The organism is Metabacillus fastidiosus NBRC 101226 (assembly GCF_001591625.1).
GTDB lineage: Bacteria > Bacillota > Bacilli > Bacillales > Bacillaceae > Metabacillus > Metabacillus fastidiosus.
The window spans coordinates 1-16,710 of record NZ_BCVG01000083.1; the positions used below are offsets into that span (position 1 = coordinate 1).

The window sequence follows — 16,710 nt, forward strand, 5'->3', positions numbered from 1 at the left end:
GATAATTAGTTGAGGCCCGCAGGATGCGGGTCACACATACGTTGCTCGCGTGGCGTGGTGAACTTAAGTATGTGTTCCGTTGTCCGGACTTTTACGGGCAGTTAATCTCTCATCTATCTTTTTTGCTTTTTAGGTGAGAGTCTTACTGCCCGTTAAATATGGGATAAATAAGCGCTTAGAAGGCTAGTCCTGTTCTCACTTAAATTCCTGACTGAAGAAAAAAGGAATTTAAGCGTTTCTGTCGAATTTCTTAAGTCGTTGAGGTGAACGTCATGAATGCTCAAAAACAACAAAATGTTACAATTAAAGGTACGAAAGATGGTTTAACGTTACATCTCGATGATTCATGTTCTTTTGAACAATTGCTTCATGATCTCGAGGGAATGTTATCATCAAAACAATATATCGGGGAAGACAGCCCTGTTATTGAAGTAAGTGTAAAAGTGGGAAATCGCTTTATTAATAAGGAACAAGAACAACAATTAAAAATAATAATCGAGAAAAATCGACATCTTGTTATTGCCGCAATTGAAAGTGATGTTATAACGAAAGAAGAAGCTTTGCGTTTAAAAAGGGAGACAGAAATTGTCTCAGAAGCAAAGATTATCCGCTCTGGACAAGTATTGAAAGTTCAAGGTGATTTACTATTGATCGGCGATGTTAATCCGGGTGGAATCGTTATTGCCAGTGGCAATATTTTTATACTGGGAGCTTTGAAAGGTATTGCACATGCAGGATTTGAGGGGAACCGGGACGCTGTTATTGCAGCATCTGTTATGAAGCCTTCCCAGCTTAGAATAAGTGATGCTTTAAATAGGGCACCTGATCATGTTCCAGATGAGGGAAATGAAATGGAATGTGCCTACATAGATGAAGAAGGACAAATGGTCATCGAAAGATTACAGCAGCTCAGTCATTTAAGACCGAATTTATCGAGGTTTGAAGGGGGTATATAACATTGGGTGAGGCAATCGTCATTACATCAGGAAAAGGCGGAGTTGGTAAAACGACAACATCAGCCAATTTAGGTACATCGCTAGCAATTTTAGGGAAACGTGTTTGTTTAGTTGATACTGACATAGGACTGCGTAATCTGGATGTTGTAATGGGATTAGAAAATCGCATTATTTATGATTTAGTTGACGTAGTTGAAGGCCGTTGTAAGATGCATCAGGCTCTTGTAAAAGACAAGCGCTTTGAAGATATGCTTTATTTATTGCCAGCGGCTCAAACAAGTGATAAAACAGCGGTAGAGCCGGAGCAAATAAAGAAGGTCGTTGACCAATTAAAACAAGACTATGATTATGTTATTATTGATTGTCCGGCCGGAATTGAACAAGGCTACAAAAATGCTATTGCAGGGGCTGATCAGGCGGTCGTTGTTACAACACCTGAAATATCAGCTGTGCGTGATGCAGACCGAATTATCGGCTTATTAGAAAAAGAAGATATGGAAAGACCGCGATTAGTTATCAATCGTATTCGAAATCATCTTGTGAAAAATGGAGATATGCTCGATGTAGATGAAATTGTTTCACATTTATCTATCGATCTATTAGGAATCGTAGCAGATGACGATAATGTCATAAAAGCATCTAATAATGGTGAGCCGATTGCAATGGATCCTAATAATCGTGCTTCCATTGCATATCGCAATATTGCCCGCCGTATTTTGGGAGAGTCCGTACCGCTTCAATCATTAGATGAGAATAATAAAGGGGTCTTTTCAAAATTGAAAAAATTCTTTGGTGTACGAGCTTAAACAAATTTAAAATAATTGTCTTTGAACAAAGGTTTTAAAATTCCAATTAAATCCTTTATTCAAAGACTTTTTTCATTTCTGAGAAAAATAGATTCAGTCATATCGTGAAAGCCAGATACATAGACTTGTACAAAACTGGCTAAAGGATGATGAAAATATGAGTCATCGAGCGGATGAATTTAGAAGAAGGATGGCAAGAAGAAAAAAGAATAGGCAAAGTGAGGAAGAACAAGTTTCAAGACAGACAAGTTTATATGTCAGTGATGAGGAGAAATATGGATCTTATTCTTTTCCATCTTATGAAGCAAATCCAATAGAAGAAAAGAATAATAAACCTAATCATCCTTTATTTCGTGTAGACTTATTTATTTTTAAAATCTTATTTTCAGCCTGTCTTATTTTACTTACAGCGATTGCATTTAAAGGAAATTCTCCAGTATTTCAAGAGGTGAGAAGCAGTGTAACATATGCACTCGAAGAGGAATTTCAATTTGCAATCGTCGCAAAATGGTATAGGGAGCAGTTTGGTAATCCAACAGCTCTATTTAATCAAACTGATCAAAAAGCAGAAAAAAGTGAAAAAGTAACAAATGAATTAGCTGTTCCTGCATCAGGAAGAATAACAGAATCTTTTAAGGATAATGGGCAGGGAATTATTGTGGAGACGAATAGCCCGGTCGTTAAGCCGATGAATGAAGGAATGGTTTATGAAGTTGCTGAAAAGCCAAATACAGGTTTAACGATTATGATTAAACATGCGGATGGAACAAAATCATGGTATGGAGATTTGGATGAAGTAAATGTTTCACTGTATGATTATGTAGAAAAAGATCAAGCACTTGGAAAAATTAAAATAAATGAAAACAAAAAAGGATTATACTATTTTGCGATCGAACAAGGAAATAATTTCATTGATCCGATTCAGGTGATTTCATTTGATTAACTATATACAGCTTTTGCTAAAAGTCCATATTCACCCCGTTCTGTGGATCATTATTGCTATTAGTGTTTTAACAGCTAATTTTAAAACAGTTTTGTTACTGATGCTGATCATTTTCATACATGAAATGGGCCATGCGATAAGTGCTCATTTTTTTTCATGGAGGATAAAAAGTGTCATGCTCCTTCCTTTTGGAGGTGTAGCAGAAGTCGAGGAACATGGAAATCGCCCGTTAAAGGAAGAACTGATCGTTGTTATTTCCGGGCCACTACAGCATATTTGGCTGCAAGCGACAGCTTTCTGTTTATGGAAATTCGGGCTTGTCAGTGTAGCTGATTATGAGTTATTTACCTTTTATAACCTCTCTATTTTACTTTTTAATTTACTTCCTATTTGGCCGCTTGATGGCGGTAAACTGCTTTTCATCTTATTTTCTTGTTTTAGGTCTTTTCAAAAAGCGCATCGTCTTATGCTTATCTTTTCTATTGCTTTCTTGTCTGTTTATATCATTGCTGTGCTCTTTTTAGCTCCGACGCAGTTAAATTTATGGATTATTATTAGTTTTCTCATCTTCTGTATCGTTACCGAGTACCGGCAGAGAATGTATGCGATTATTCGCTTCCTGCTTGAAAGATATTATGGAAAACAGACAGATTTTCATCAATTGAAGCCCTTAATCGTCAATGAGGTAGATTCTATATATGATGTTTTGCTGCAATTCCAAAGAGGATGTAAACATCCGATTATTATTGAAAAAGATGGCAAGAAGGTATCACAATTAGATGAAAATGAACTGCTTCATGCTTATTTCATTGAAAAAAGAACGACATCGACTGTTGGGGAATTAGTGTACACTTATTGACCGGGAGCATTCATAATAGGTAAGATACTAGGAGAAGATGAACATAAATTGAGGGTGCGCGAGTTTAACTCCGTCCCCTCTTTTTCTATAGAAAGAGGGAAATTTGCTTGCGAAAACTTATTATTAATGAAAAAACATCGCAATTGAGATGTGCCTTATATGAAGATGATGAGCTTGTTGAAATACATTATGAGCAGAATGATCAAAAGGAAATGGCCGGTAATATTTATAAAGCGAGAGTAGTAAAGGTGTTACCAGGGATGCAAGCGGCATTTGTTAATATAGGTCTTGATAGAAATGGTTATTTGCACCGTAATGATCTTGTTTCCTATCAGCTTGCAGACGAGAAGCTCCAGTCGAAAAAAACGATTAATCATTTCATTCATGAGGGGGAAGAGCTTCTCGTTCAAGTTGTGAAAGAAGGAACGGATCATAAGGGACCGAAACTGACGACAAATATTGAATTTGGCGGTGAGTTTCTTGTTTATAAACCGTATGGGAACTATTTAATGATTTCAAAGAAAGTAACCGATGAGGAAGAAAGGAACCGTCTTCTGTCTCTGGGGGAGAAATTACGTGAAAATGAGGAAGGTCTTCTTTTCCGCACTGCTTGTATCAATAAGGAAGAAAAAGAGATAATAGCCGAATACGAGAAATTAAAGCAGCAATTTTTACAAATGAAATCAGAACAAGTAGCTGTGCCGAAATGTGTGTTCAAGGCAAGGGATTTTCTTTCAAGAATATTAAATGAAGTCGCTTTATTACAAAATGATATTATTATTTGTGATAAGCCGGAACGTGCTAAGCAATTGAAAAAACATTATCAAAAAGTAGAGTATTTCAGCAAAAAAGAGCAGATTTTTTCTTATTATCAGCTTGATCAGGAAATTGATAAGCTGTTAAAACGGATTGTTTGGCTCAAAAATGGTGCGTATATTATTATTGAGCAAACGGAAGCAATGGTAGTTATTGATGTAAATACAGGGAAATTTTCCGGGAAATTATCAATGCGTGAAACAGTTTTAAAAACAAATGAGGAAGCAGCAGCAGAAATTGCAAAACAAATTAGACTAAGAAATTTAAGCGGGATGATTCTCATTGATTTCATTGATATGAAACATGAAGAAGACAGGAGAAAGATTCTACATATAATGGAGAGAATTACAGCGAAAGATCGAACACAAACAAAGCTGTTCGGTTTTACAGAACTGAATATTTTTCAACTGACAAGAAAAAAAATTAGACAGCCGCTCGAAAAAGAACTTACTGAAAAATGTCCTGTATGTCAAGGAACAGGACATCTCGTTTCTAATGAAACAGTTGCTTTTAAACTTGAAAGAGAACTTTGGGAATATGAGCATATGATAGAAGAGGCAATATGGATAGAAGCATCAACAGGAGTTGCTTCTTTGTTTAATGAGCAACATATAAAAAGACTTGAACAAACATTTGGATTTAAATTAAGGATAACAACAAATGATTCGATTAGTGCTGGCTACCATATCAGACATATCGGTGATCTTTCAACAATTGAAGAACGAATGAATAAATTATAAATTTTAGTTGCTTAAAATCTGTATTTTTGGTAATATGTTTAATGTTATAAGTTTGTAGCACCCGTGCTACAACCGCTCAGAGTTAGGTTCAAGTAACGTTTGTTCACCTAATCCCTGGCGAGTCTGAGTCTAAATAGGAGGTGCATATTATGTACGCAATTATCGAAACTGGTGGTAAACAAATTAAAGTTGAAGAAGGTCAAGCAATCTACATCGAGAAGCTTGATGCTGAACAAGGTGACACTGTAACTTTTGATAAAGTTCTTTTTGTCGGTGGAGACAACGTGAAAGTTGGTAGCCCAACTGTTGAAGGTGCGACTGTAACTGCTAAAGTTGAAAAGCAAGGACGCGCTAAAAAAATCACTGTTTTCAAATACAAAGCTAAGAAAAACTATCATAAAAAACAAGGTCATCGTCAGCCATACACTAAAGTTGTTATTGAAAAAATCAACGGGTAAGGCTGTTTTATAAATGATAAATGCAAAAATTTATCGTTCAAAAGACGGATTGATCAAGTCGTTCATATTATCTGGACATGCCGGCTTTGCCAAACATGGTGAAGATACTGTTTGTGCGGGAGCTTCAGCGGTTACTTTTGGTGCAGTTAATGCTGTATTAGCATTAACTAAAATTGAACCGCTTATCGAGCAAGGAGAAGACGGAGGATATCTCCGCGTCGAGCTGCCTGATAATCTCGATGCTCCTATTAGCGATAAAGTTCAGCTTTTATTAGAAGCTATGCTTATCTCACTTCAAACAATTGAAAGAGATTATGGACGATATATTAAAGTTAGTATTATTAATTAACGGGAGGTGAGCTTCATGTTAAGATTAGATCTTCAATTTTTCGCATCTAAGAAAGGGGTAGGTTCGACTAAAAACGGTCGTGACTCTCAATCAAAACGTCTTGGTGCAAAACGTGCAGATGGTCAGTTAGTAACTGGTGGTTCAATTCTTTACCGTCAACGCGGTACAAAAATTTATGCTGGTGAAAACGTAGGTCGTGGTGGCGATGATACTTTATTCGCTAAAGTAGACGGTATCGTTAAATTCGAACGTTTCGGACGCGATCGTAAAAAAGTTAGCGTATACCCAGTAGCTCAATAAGTATAGCGCAAGCTTATTTTAAGAAAACTCTAACCAAATTGGTTAGAGTTTTTTCGCTATTTATAAAATATATTTTAAAATGCCTTATGTTAATGGGCAATGTTTGTTATAATTTTGAATAGCAATTAAATGGCTGACATTAGTTATTTAAAAAATAGGAGAGCGTTATGACTAGAAAAGAAAAACAATGGTGTGCTGTAAACATATTAAGCCACTCAAGGCATGATTGGATGAATAAGCTTCAACTCATAAAAGGAAACTTAGCGCTTCGAAAATATGATCGTGTAAGTGCGATTATTGATGAGATCGTTATTGAAGCACAAAATGAATCAAATTTATGCAATTTGAAAATGCCTGATTTGGCAGCGTTATTTATGACATGTAATTGGGAATCACATCGTTTTTCATTAGAGTATGAGGTTGTCGGTGATATTATTAATTTAGAACATTATGATAATCAAATGACATCTTTATGTACGGCGTTTTTTGACTTACTTGATCAATCGGCTGAGCAAAATCATGATAATCATTTAAGCATTCTAGTAGAACCAGATATTGAAAAAGATGAAATTCGATTCATTTTTGATTTTAATGGCATAATAACTAATACAGAGCGTTTAAGCTTGTGGTTAGATAAGCAGAAAGAACGACAGGATAAAGTATTTACCACATATGAATTAACTACATATGAACTGAATGTAATGGTAACATTGCATCATGTTAAAGGTGTTTAGATCGGAGGAAGACAAATGTTTGTCGATCAGGTAAAGGTTTATGTAAAAGGCGGAGATGGCGGTAACGGAATGGTTGCATTCCGTCGGGAAAAGTATGTTCCAAAAGGTGGACCGGCTGGCGGAGACGGCGGTAAAGGTGCAGATGTTATTTTTGAAGTTGAGGAAGGTTTAAGGACGTTAATGGATTTCCGTTATCAGCGTCATTTTAAAGCTCCGCGCGGAGAACATGGAATGTCTAAAAATCAGCATGGAAAAAATGCAGAGCCAATGGTTGTAAAAGTACCGCCGGGAACTGTCGTTACAGATGATGATACGAAACAAGTAATCGCAGATCTTACAGAACATGGTCAGCGTGCAGTTATTGCACACGGTGGACGAGGCGGACGAGGCAACTCAAGATTCGCAACGCCTGCAAATCCGGCTCCTGAGTTATCAGAGAACGGGGAACCAGGTATTGAGCGTTATGTAAGTCTTGAGTTAAAAGTACTGGCAGATGTAGGCTTAGTCGGCTTCCCAAGTGTCGGAAAATCAACGCTTTTATCCGTTGTTTCATCAGCTAAACCGAAAATTGCTGAATATCATTTTACGACATTAGTCCCTAATTTAGGAGTAGTAGAAACAGAAGATGGCCGAAGTTTCGCGATGGCAGATTTACCTGGATTAATTGAAGGGGCGCATTCAGGTGTTGGTTTAGGTCACCAGTTTTTAAGACATATTGAACGTACTCGTGTAATCGTCCATGTCATTGATATGTCTGCTTTAGAAGGAAGAGATCCTTACGAGGATTATGTAACGATTAATGAGGAGCTGAAAGAGTATAATTTACGTCTTACAGAGCGACCGCAAATAATCGTAGCAAATAAAATGGACATGCCGGAAGCAGAAGAGAATTTAGCTGAATTTAAAGAAAAGCTTAATGAAGATCTTAAAATCTTCCCAATTTCTGCTCTTACTAGAGAAGGGCTTAGAGAGCTTTTATTTGAAATTGCTGATCAGCTTGAAAACACGCCGGAGTTTCCATTATTTGATGAAGAAGCAGTGCCGGAAGAACATCGGGTTATGTACCAATTTGAAACAGAAGCACCGAACTTTGCTATTAGTCGTGACAGTGATGGTTCTTACGTATTGTCAGGAGAAAAAATTGAGAAATTATTTAAAATGACTGATTTCTCAAGAGAAGAATCTGTTCGCAGATTTGCAAGACAGCTGCGAGGAATGGGTGTAGATGAAGCTCTTCGTGAACGTGGTGCAAAAGATGGAGATATTGTCAAACTGCTTGAATATGAATTTGAATTTATTGAATAGATAAAGTGAAACTTCCATCAGTGAGGGATTTTTCTCATCCTCACTGCTAATTAGTTGAGGCCCGCACGATGTGAGTCACACATACGTTGCTCACGTGAAGTAGCGAATTTAGTATTGTTCTATTGGACAGACCTTAACGGGCAGCTGATCTCCTGCTTAACTTTCTGGAATTCTTAGAACTTTAGAGTGGGAATCTTACTGCCCGTTAAGGCTGGGATATAGATTACAAGGAGATAAATGAAGGAGCTGGATTCAGCTCTTCTTTTTCATAGCTAAAATAGTTTCCATATTTCGTGAGCTTATAAAGTAGAAAGTGCTAGCTATGTGGAGGGTGAGATAAGGGTGGAAAAGTTTTTTCTAGTTCGTGAGGATATTTTACCAGAAGCGATGAAGAAAACAATTGAGGTAAAGAAGTTAATTGAAAGAAGGATGGTTGATTCTGTTGCTGAAGCAGTGCAAAGAGTGGATTTAAGCAGAAGCGCATTTTATAAATACAGGGATGCTGTCTTTCCATTCCATACGATGGTAAAAGAACGTTTAATTACGTTATTCTTTCATTTGGAAGACCGTTCAGGAACTCTTTCACAGCTGTTAGCAGTCGTAGCGAATGCTGGTTGCAACGTCTTGACTATTCACCAGACAATCCCAATTCAAGGACGTGCAAATGTTACATTATCATTGAATACGAATGGGATGACAGAAGATATAAACCGCTTAATGGCACAGCTTAGAAGACTTGAATTTGTCGAAAAAGTAGAAATATTAGGTCAGGGAGCATAAGGAGAGAGAGAGTTTGGTACAAAGAGTTGGTTGTTTAGGACCTAGAGCAGCATTTAGTCATTTAGTAGTTGAAACATTTTTTGGAAAGAATATCGAGCAAATTTTATATACAACGATTCCAAAATGTATCGATGCTGCAGCAAATGGCGAAATTGATATTGCAGTCGTTCCAATCGAAAATACAATTGAGGGCACGGTTAATTTAACATTAGATTATCTTGTACATGAACAGCCTTTAACAATTATCGGTGAAATTATTTTACCAATTCAGCAGCATCTTATGGTACATCCATCACTTAAAGATGATTGGAAAACAATAGATCGTATTTATTCACATTCTCATGCTATTGCACAATGTCATAAATTTTTACATGACACATTTGCAAATGCTGCGTATGAGTACTCTTCATCAACAAGTGCTGCAGCAGAATATGCGAGCAAGCATCCGAATGAGCGAATAGGTGTAGTTGCAAGTGAACTCGCTGCAAAAGAATATGGATTAGAAATCGTACAAAAAAATATTCATGATTATCCTTATAATCACACACGATTTGTTATTTTACATCCGTCGCAGAAAAATGATTTGTTCCGAACGGAATATAAGAGGGAAAAAGAAAAGACGACGTTAATGATAACTCTTCCAAGCGATCAGTCAGGTACATTGCATCAAGTATTATCTGCATTTACATGGAGAAAATTGAATTTATCAAAAATAGAATCACGTCCGATGAAAACAGGACTTGGACGTTATTTCTTTATTATTGATATTGATATGCTTTACGATGATGTTTTAATACCTGGAGCAATTGCAGAATTGGAAGCATTAGGGTGCAGTGTTAAATTACTGGGCAGCTACGGGGCATATACTATTTAAATAAAAAGACTGTCCGGTACTGGACAGTCTTTTTATTTAGAATGATAGATAGTAAGATTACCTTTTTAAGTAATAATAAATCCTTTTTCTTCTAGTTCTTTACATGCGTTCTGAATTTTCTCCAGATCATCAGCTACTAAAGTATGGAGATGAAGTCCATCTGTTAACCTTGATAAATAACCGGCATTAGCTGTTTTAATTTTCTTTAGGAATTCATCGACTTCACGGCGATTACTTACCATAATAGATGCTGTTAAATCTCCATAAACCGAGTGCTCAATGATGACATTTTTAACTTTTACTCCATGATCCACGATTGTATATAATTCTTCTTTTGTCTTTTCAGGGGCATGATTACAAGCAATAATTTTCTCGAAAAACTGCTCTTTTACAGCGTCTGTTTTCAAGTATAAATAACCTTGACTTGTGGCAATAATTGGTTCATTTTTCGCTTTAAGTAAGGAAATGTCTTGTACAATTACTTGTCTGCTCACATTGGCTCTACTTGCAAGCTCTCCACCTGTAATAGGAGAGTCGGCTTTCAGCAGTGAATTTAAAATAAATAGTCTTCTTTCTTCTCCCAAAATTTTCTCATCTTTCATTCCTATTCACCTCAATTATTATACAGGAAAGAGTATTTCAATTTTAATTATTTTTTAAAGTTTTTAATAATCTCAATCAGTTTATCACAAAATTCTTCCATTTCATGAGCAGCTGTTGCTTTTCCCGTTGATATTCTAACATATTGCTTTGCTTCACTGTCATTAAATCCTAGTGCTGTCATTGTACGAGAAGGTGCTTGCATACCTATTTGACATGCACTTCCCGTTGAAATCCCATAGCCGTAGCGATTAGCCTCCAGCATGATATATTGACCTTCTATTCCAGGAATAAAAAGTGCGATAATATTATTAAGTTGTTTATAAGGTGAGCTGTTGTTAATGATATTAATATGTTTTTCATGTGGTTCTAATTTTGTGCGGACGATATTTCTTAGCTGTATAAAATGATCATTTGTTTCATCAATAGCTGAATGCACTTCCCTTGCAGCAACAGCAAAAGCGGCAATACCAGGAACATTTACAGTGCCAGGTCTGAAGCCATTTTCATGCGTAGTATGGAGAAAAACAGACTTCCAGTAAACGGAAGGATTAATATGAACAGCGCCAACCCCTTTTGGACCATAGATTTTATGGCTTGAAATGGAAATTGCCGTCACATTCGCTTTTTTCACATTAAGAGGAACTTTTCCAAATGTTTGAACACAATCACTGTGAAATAAAATGTCTTTTTCTAATAAATAATTCCCAAAATCCTCTATCGGCTGAATTTGTCCTATTTCTGAATTGCCATGTTGAATAGATACTAAAACAGTATCATCCCGAATTGATTTTTTTAATGCATCTAAAGAAATATAGCCATATTGATCAGCTTCTGCATAAGAAATTTCATACCCTTTTTCCTCTAATAGCTGAAAATAAGAATATAAGGATGAATGTTCCATACTGGAGGTAATAATATGTCTTTTCATTGGATCGGCACCATTTAATAATGACTGGACTGCAAGTATATTAGCTTCTGTCCCGCCGCTTGTGAAATAAACTCCATTTTCTTCACCACCAATTAAATTGGCAATTATCTTCCTTGAAGCTTGGAGAATATCATTTGCCTGCCCGCCAATATCATGTAAACTATTGCTGTTACCAAAGGCATTCTTCGCTGTTTCCGTATATATACTTAGTGCATAATCGCTCATTGGTGTTGTTGCTGCATAATCTAAATATATCATTATAAATCTCCTCACTTTATTAATCTATCAGCTTCAAAAGAAAAAACTCTTGTCATTATTTTAGATTTATGTAAATATAGGTGTCAAGACACCTGTATAGGTCAGGAGGAAAAAAGCATGCTTCAATCAGATGTAATCATTATTGGGAGCGGGCTTGCTGCATTAAGTGCGGCATACCATCTATGTCATCAAAAAAAAGTAACAATTATTACGAAGTCTTCTTGGAAAGAGAGTAATTCCATGCTTGCACAAGGTGGTATTGCTGCAGCAATCAGTGAGAAAGACTCATGGCAGTCCCATTATTCAGACACTCTTGTTGCCGGCTGTAATCATAATAATGATGAGGCGGTAGAAAAGCTTGTACAAAATGGGATAACAGAAATTTTAGAATGGTTTCATAAAGGCTTGCAGCTTGATTGTGATGAAGAAGGAAATTTATGTCTTGGAAAAGAAGGCGCACATGAACATCATCGAATTGTTCATGCCGGCGGAGATGCAACTGGAAGAGAAATAACTAAATTTATATATAATCTCATTAAACAGTCTGTTACGATCGTGGAAAATGAAATGGCAGTGCAATTATTAATAAATAATGGTTCTTGCTATGGAGTAATGACGAAAAAAGAAACTGGTGAGATAAAGAAATATATAGCAGCCAAAACAATTATCGCAACAGGCGGCTGTGGTGCTGTTTATGGACATACGTCGAATGCAGCAGTTATTACTGGAGACGGGATAGCGATGGCATATCGTGCCGGAGCGGAAATTGCTGATATGGAATTTATCCAGTTTCATCCTACAATGCTTTATTTAGATGGTGCATGTGTAGGTCTGGTATCTGAAGCGGTAAGAGGGGAAGGAGCATATTTAGTCAATCAATTTGATGAGAGAATTATGCAAAATGTTCATCCTCAGGAAGATTTGGCACCACGTGATGTCGTATCCAGAACTATTTTTTATGAAATGAAAAAAGGAAATCAAGTCTTTTTAAATATTTCGCCGATTAAACAATTTGAAACACGTTTTCCATCTATTACAGCATTATGCAGAGAACATCATTTTGATATTAATAGCGGAAAAATTCCAGTAGCACCGGGAATGCACTTTTTAATGGGTGGTATTCAAACAAATGATGTTGGTGAAACATCGATTAAAAATTTATTTGCTGTCGGGGAAGCTGCCTGTACTGGTGTTCATGGTGCGAATCGTCTTGCAAGCAATTCCTTACTGGAAGGGCTTGTTTTTGGAAGAAGATTAGCATTTCATTTAGTGAATGCTCCATTTGAAATTCCTTTTCATCATGATGAAACAGATTTGGAGAATATCAGTGAAATAACTTTCGTTTTACCAACAAAGGAAGAAATTCAGTCTATTATGTCAACATTTGTCGGTATAACAAGAACAGAAGAAGAGCTCGCACATGCAGCAAAATGGCTGGAAAATTATAAAGATTCCTCGTCTTTTTGGCAATTCAATGTGAAGAATTTCACAATATCTGAAATTGAAATTATAAATATGCTGACAGTAGGCTGGCTCATTACCACATCAGCGATGATGAGATCAGAGAGTCGAGGCGGTCATTTCAGAGTCGATTATCCGCTCTGTGATGATTCAAACTGGCTGAAAAGACAACTGGTACGTATAAAAGAAGAGATGCAAGTAGGGGTGTAAATAAATGAATGATATTAAAATAAGAAAAAAACTTGAAGAATTCTTTTTAGAGGATCTTGGAGAGATGGATCTTTCGAGTGAAACGATTTTCCCTAAAGAAGTAGATGGAGAAGCTGTTATTATTGCCAAAGAAGATGGGATTATTGCTGGAACATCTATTATTTCAATTGGTTATTCCTTGATCAATAAAAACATAACAGTTGAGACATTTAAAAATGATGGAGATACCGTTGAAAAGGGTGAAGTGATTGCTGCTGTAAAAGGATCTGTACAATCTATCTTGACTGGAGAAAGAGTTATTCTGAATCTTCTACAAAGAATGAGCGGTATCGCAACATTAACAAATAAAGCGGTTAGACTACTTGACTCTGACCATACGAGAATATGTGATACGAGAAAAACAACGCCGGGTCTTAGAATGTTTGAAAAATATGCCGTACGCTGCGGAGGCGGCTTTAACCATCGTTTTGGTTTATATGATGCGGTTATGATCAAAGACAATCATATCGGTTTTAGCGGTTCAATTACGAATGCTGTTCAAAAAGTGAAAGAAAGAATTGGCCATATGGTGAAGATTGAAGTAGAGATTGAAACCGAGGAACAATTATTAGAAGCGATCGAAGCGGGTGCAGATGTCATTATGTTCGATAATCGTTTGCCTGAGGAAGTGGCGAAATTTGTCACATTAACGCCGGGACATATTATAACAGAAGCTTCAGGCGGAATTGGATTTCATAATTTAGCTGAATTTAAACATACGAAAGTAGACTATATTTCACTTGGAATGTTAACACATTCGTACAGTTCTTTAGATATTAGTTTAAATGTAAAGTAGTGGAGGGGTAATGATGGATTTATTAACTATTTTAGAGCATGAAAAAAGAGAAATGATGCCTGAATCTTATAAAAACAGAACAGTGGAAGAAATGGAAAATCGAGTTCGGGAAATTAAAGAAAAATTCGGAAGCAGACTGTATATACCAGGTCATCATTATCAAAAGGATGAGGTTGTTCAATTTTCTGATACGACTGGTGATTCTTTGCAATTAGCACAAGCTGCTGCTGAAAATACTGCTGCTGAATACATTGTTTTTTGCGGTGTACATTTTATGGCAGAAACAGCTGACATGCTGACAACAGACGAACAAAAAGTAATACTGCCTGATATGAGAGCGGGCTGTTCCATGGCCGATATGGCAGATATTGATCAGACAGAGCGTGCGTGGAGTGAGCTTCAGGCATTATTCGGTGATACGATTTTACCGTTAACATATGTAAATTCAACTGCTGCAATTAAAGCATTTGTCGGTAAAAATGGCGGTGCAACTGTTACATCATCAAATGCAAAGAAAATGGTTGAATGGGCTTTTACTGTAAAAGAGAGAATTTTATTTTTACCTGATCAGCATTTAGGAAGAAATACAGCATTTGATATCGGAGTGCCTCTGGATAAAATGGCTGTTTGGGATCCGATTGCAAATAAGTTAATTTATGAAGGCGATGTAAAAGAAATTGTGGTTATTTTATGGAAAGGACATTGTTCTGTTCATGAAAATTTCACAGTGAAAAATATTGAACATATCCGTAAAACAGAACCGGATATGAACATTATTGTTCATCCTGAATGCAGCCGTGAAGTTGTGGGCTTATCTGATTATGCAGGCTCAACAAAATATATTATTGATATGATTAATGCCGCAAAGCCTGGAACGAAATGGGCAATTGGAACCGAAATGAACTTAGTACAAAGAATTATTAATGAACATCCTGATAAACATATCGTTTCATTAAATCCTTTTATGTGTCCATGTTTAACGATGAACCGAATTGATTTACCGCATCTGCTTTGGACATTAGAAGGAATTGAAAGAGGCGAAGTTTTGAATCAGATTACGGTTGATAAAGAAATTACAGAAAAGGCTGTCCTTGCTTTAAATCGAATGCTTGAAAATGTATAAAAAGTTATAAAGGTTTGTCTCATAAAAGGTTGATCTCTTGAATAATAGTTAATATAGTGCTCTTCCGGTAACAGAGTGCTGTATGACTAAAGGGAGAATGATCTTTTAATGGAGACAGACCTTCTTTTTTCCCTTTTCTCTGTAAAATATAAGCTCGTTTCATTCATAAAGTAGGCACTATTAACATATGTTGTCTTGAAGAATTACAGCATAATGCCCTTCTTTTTTCTTTCATGATTAGTAATTCTTTGCCCTGAATATTAATGAAACGATAAGCGTATAAAAGCTTTATTTTAGTTTAGGAGGGGAAAATGTTGAAAATCCATATTGTTCAAAAAGGCGATACATTATGGAATATTGCCAAAAAATACGGCGTTGATTTTGAAGCTTTAAAAAGCATGAATACACAATTAAGCAATCCGGACCTTATTATGCCAGGAATGAAAATAAAGGTTCCTTCAGGAAATGTCCATGTGAAAAAGGAAAAACCGATGTCTGGAGGACAGAAGAAAGAGATGCCAATTGTTGAACATCCTTTTGTAAAAGAAAAACCAAAAGTAGTGGAAGAGTTTGAGGAGATGATACCTATCCAAAAAGAGGTTGAGAAGCCATCGACTCCGTATGTTCCACCAGTTCCAAGTATTCAGCAGCCGGTATATCCTGAGATAGATGTGAATAACTATTATATGGTAAATATGGAGCATCTGGCACCTCAGTTTCCACAAATGCCGCCAAAACCGAAAAAAGAAGCGGTAAAAAAAGAAGTGCCGGTTAAGGAGGAGAAAAAAGTGGAAAAGAAAGTGGAACAGCCAGCACAGACATTACCAGTGCAGCAAGAGGAGGCTTTAGAAGAAATACCACAACAAATGCCACAACAAACGCCTAGTATGCCACAAATGCCTATATATACGGCACCTGTTATGCAGCCACCGCCTCAAGGTCCTGTGCCAACCTCTCCGGTTATGCCTGGATACGGCTTCTGTTATCCGCCATATCCAATACATGGAGATTGTCACGGAGGACCACCAGTGCATTGCGGACCGCACCCTGGCCATCCGTATGGATTGGTACCAGTAACACCAGTATTGCCTGGATATGGTTTTAATATTAATCCATTTATGGGAGGATACGGCGGACCAATGCCACAGGCTCTTGCTCCAGAGATGATGGAAGATTATGAGGAAGGAGAAGGCATGGGAAATATTCCTTATCCGCCAGGTAATCTTCAAGGCTTTACTTCAAATCCAAATGAGGGTGATTGCGGCTGCGGATCTTCCATGCCGTCTATGTCATATGCACCAGGTATGTATCAGCAACCTTCTGGTTATCCGCAAGGTCAGCAACCGTATCCACAAGCCTTTCCACAAGGAGG

18 protein-coding genes and 1 other annotated feature are annotated in these 16,710 nt (G+C 36.8%); of the genes, 16 read left to right on the forward strand and 2 right to left on the reverse strand.

Annotated elements, in window-relative coordinates:
- The first annotated feature begins 272 nt into the window (after positions 1-272).
- From minC to pheA, 12 genes are all read left to right on the forward strand, one after another.
- Complete coding sequence (minC, locus tag BFA01S_RS16290) at positions 273-956, forward strand: septum site-determining protein MinC (protein ID WP_066232990.1); 684 nt, start codon at positions 273-275, stop codon at positions 954-956.
- Between the two features lie 2 nt (positions 957-958).
- Positions 959-1,762 carry a septum site-determining protein MinD gene (gene minD / locus BFA01S_RS16295; protein WP_066232992.1) on the forward strand — a complete coding sequence of 268 codons (804 nt, stop codon included), beginning with the start codon at positions 959-961 and terminating at the stop codon, positions 1,760-1,762.
- A 157-nt stretch (positions 1,763-1,919) separates the two neighbouring features.
- Positions 1,920-2,705 carry a M23 family metallopeptidase gene (locus BFA01S_RS16300; protein WP_066232995.1) on the forward strand — a complete coding sequence of 262 codons (786 nt, stop codon included), beginning with the start codon at positions 1,920-1,922 and terminating at the stop codon, positions 2,703-2,705.
- The gene (locus tag BFA01S_RS16305) at positions 2,698-3,564 is read left to right on the forward strand and encodes a M50 family metallopeptidase (RefSeq protein ID WP_156483822.1); all 867 of its coding nucleotides are present in this window, start codon (positions 2,698-2,700) and stop codon (positions 3,562-3,564) included. Before BFA01S_RS16300 ends, BFA01S_RS16305 begins: the two co-directional genes overlap by 8 nt.
- Positions 3,565-3,671: 107 nt before the next feature.
- Entirely contained in the window at positions 3,672-5,120 is a 1,449-nt protein-coding gene (locus tag BFA01S_RS16310) for an Rne/Rng family ribonuclease (RefSeq protein WP_066232996.1), read from the forward strand.
- A 60-nt stretch (positions 5,121-5,180) separates the two neighbouring features.
- Positions 5,181-5,255: a sequence feature (ribosomal protein L21 leader region), on the forward strand.
- 14 nt (positions 5,256-5,269) lie between these two features.
- Positions 5,270-5,578: a 50S ribosomal protein L21 gene (gene rplU, locus BFA01S_RS16315; protein ID WP_066232999.1), complete on the forward strand. Its 309-nt coding sequence runs from the start codon at positions 5,270-5,272 to the stop codon at positions 5,576-5,578.
- Positions 5,579-5,591: 13 nt separating this feature from the next.
- Positions 5,592-5,927 (forward strand): ribosomal-processing cysteine protease Prp, encoded by a 336-nt coding sequence (locus tag BFA01S_RS16320; protein WP_066233002.1) that lies wholly within the window; start codon positions 5,592-5,594, stop codon positions 5,925-5,927.
- Between the two features lie 15 nt (positions 5,928-5,942).
- On the forward strand, positions 5,943-6,227 hold the full coding sequence (rpmA, locus tag BFA01S_RS16325; protein ID WP_066233007.1) for a 50S ribosomal protein L27: 285 nt from the start codon (positions 5,943-5,945) through the stop codon (positions 6,225-6,227).
- Between the two features lie 167 nt (positions 6,228-6,394).
- Positions 6,395-6,961 (forward strand): sporulation initiation phosphotransferase B, encoded by a 567-nt coding sequence (locus BFA01S_RS16330; protein ID WP_066233010.1) that lies wholly within the window; start codon positions 6,395-6,397, stop codon positions 6,959-6,961.
- Between the two features lie 15 nt (positions 6,962-6,976).
- Positions 6,977-8,266, forward strand: a complete 1,290-nt coding sequence (gene obgE, locus BFA01S_RS16335) for a GTPase ObgE (RefSeq protein WP_066233014.1) — start codon at positions 6,977-6,979, stop codon at positions 8,264-8,266.
- A gap of 336 nt (positions 8,267-8,602) precedes the next feature.
- On the forward strand, positions 8,603-9,046 hold the full coding sequence (locus BFA01S_RS16340; protein WP_066233043.1) for an ACT domain-containing protein: 444 nt from the start codon (positions 8,603-8,605) through the stop codon (positions 9,044-9,046).
- A gap of 13 nt (positions 9,047-9,059) precedes the next feature.
- On the forward strand, positions 9,060-9,920 hold the full coding sequence (gene pheA, locus BFA01S_RS16345; RefSeq protein ID WP_066233017.1) for a prephenate dehydratase: 861 nt from the start codon (positions 9,060-9,062) through the stop codon (positions 9,918-9,920).
- 65 nt (positions 9,921-9,985) lie between these two features.
- On the opposite strand, the gene BFA01S_RS16350 is transcribed toward pheA, so the two are convergent.
- On the reverse strand, positions 9,986-10,522 hold the full coding sequence (locus tag BFA01S_RS16350; RefSeq protein ID WP_066233020.1) for a transcription repressor NadR: 537 nt from the start codon (positions 10,520-10,522) through the stop codon (positions 9,986-9,988).
- Between the two features lie 47 nt (positions 10,523-10,569).
- Entirely contained in the window at positions 10,570-11,712 is a 1,143-nt protein-coding gene (locus BFA01S_RS16355) for an IscS subfamily cysteine desulfurase (protein ID WP_082800042.1), read from the reverse strand.
- 114 nt (positions 11,713-11,826) lie between these two features.
- Between BFA01S_RS16355 and nadB the strand changes: the two genes are divergently transcribed.
- The 4 genes from nadB to safA all read left to right on the forward strand — a co-directional run.
- On the forward strand, positions 11,827-13,380 hold the full coding sequence (gene nadB / locus BFA01S_RS16360; RefSeq protein ID WP_066233025.1) for an L-aspartate oxidase: 1,554 nt from the start codon (positions 11,827-11,829) through the stop codon (positions 13,378-13,380).
- A 4-nt stretch (positions 13,381-13,384) separates the two neighbouring features.
- Complete coding sequence (gene nadC / locus BFA01S_RS16365; RefSeq protein ID WP_066233031.1) at positions 13,385-14,215, forward strand: carboxylating nicotinate-nucleotide diphosphorylase; 831 nt, start codon at positions 13,385-13,387, stop codon at positions 14,213-14,215.
- Positions 14,216-14,228: 13 nt separating this feature from the next.
- On the forward strand, positions 14,229-15,338 hold the full coding sequence (nadA, locus tag BFA01S_RS16370; RefSeq protein ID WP_066233035.1) for a quinolinate synthase NadA: 1,110 nt from the start codon (positions 14,229-14,231) through the stop codon (positions 15,336-15,338).
- A gap of 311 nt (positions 15,339-15,649) precedes the next feature.
- A partial coding sequence (safA, locus tag BFA01S_RS16375) for a SafA/ExsA family spore coat assembly protein (protein WP_066233037.1) occupies positions 15,650-16,710 on the forward strand: 1,061 nt, incomplete at its 3' end.

Bases quoted from the DNA above. Each gene is read 5' to 3' on its own strand.
- minC (WP_066232990.1), top strand. From the start codon at position 273: ATGAATGCTCAAAAACAACAAAATGTTACAATTAAAGGTACGAAAGAT.
- BFA01S_RS16300 (WP_066232995.1), top strand. From the start codon at position 1,920: ATGAGTCATCGAGCGGATGAATTTAGAAGAAGGATGGCAAGAAGAAAA.
- rplU (WP_066232999.1), top strand. From the start codon at position 5,270: ATGTACGCAATTATCGAAACTGGTGGTAAACAAATTAAAGTTGAAGAA.
- BFA01S_RS16320 (WP_066233002.1), top strand. From the start codon at position 5,592: ATGATAAATGCAAAAATTTATCGTTCAAAAGACGGATTGATCAAGTCG.
- rpmA (WP_066233007.1), top strand. From the start codon at position 5,943: ATGTTAAGATTAGATCTTCAATTTTTCGCATCTAAGAAAGGGGTAGGT.
- BFA01S_RS16330 (WP_066233010.1), top strand. From the start codon at position 6,395: ATGACTAGAAAAGAAAAACAATGGTGTGCTGTAAACATATTAAGCCAC.
- obgE (WP_066233014.1), top strand. From the start codon at position 6,977: ATGTTTGTCGATCAGGTAAAGGTTTATGTAAAAGGCGGAGATGGCGGT.
- BFA01S_RS16350 (WP_066233020.1), bottom strand. From the start codon at position 10,522: ATGAAAGATGAGAAAATTTTGGGAGAAGAAAGAAGACTATTTATTTTA.
- nadB (WP_066233025.1), top strand. From the start codon at position 11,827: ATGCTTCAATCAGATGTAATCATTATTGGGAGCGGGCTTGCTGCATTA.
- nadC (WP_066233031.1), top strand. From the start codon at position 13,385: ATGAATGATATTAAAATAAGAAAAAAACTTGAAGAATTCTTTTTAGAG.
- nadA (WP_066233035.1), top strand. From the start codon at position 14,229: ATGGATTTATTAACTATTTTAGAGCATGAAAAAAGAGAAATGATGCCT.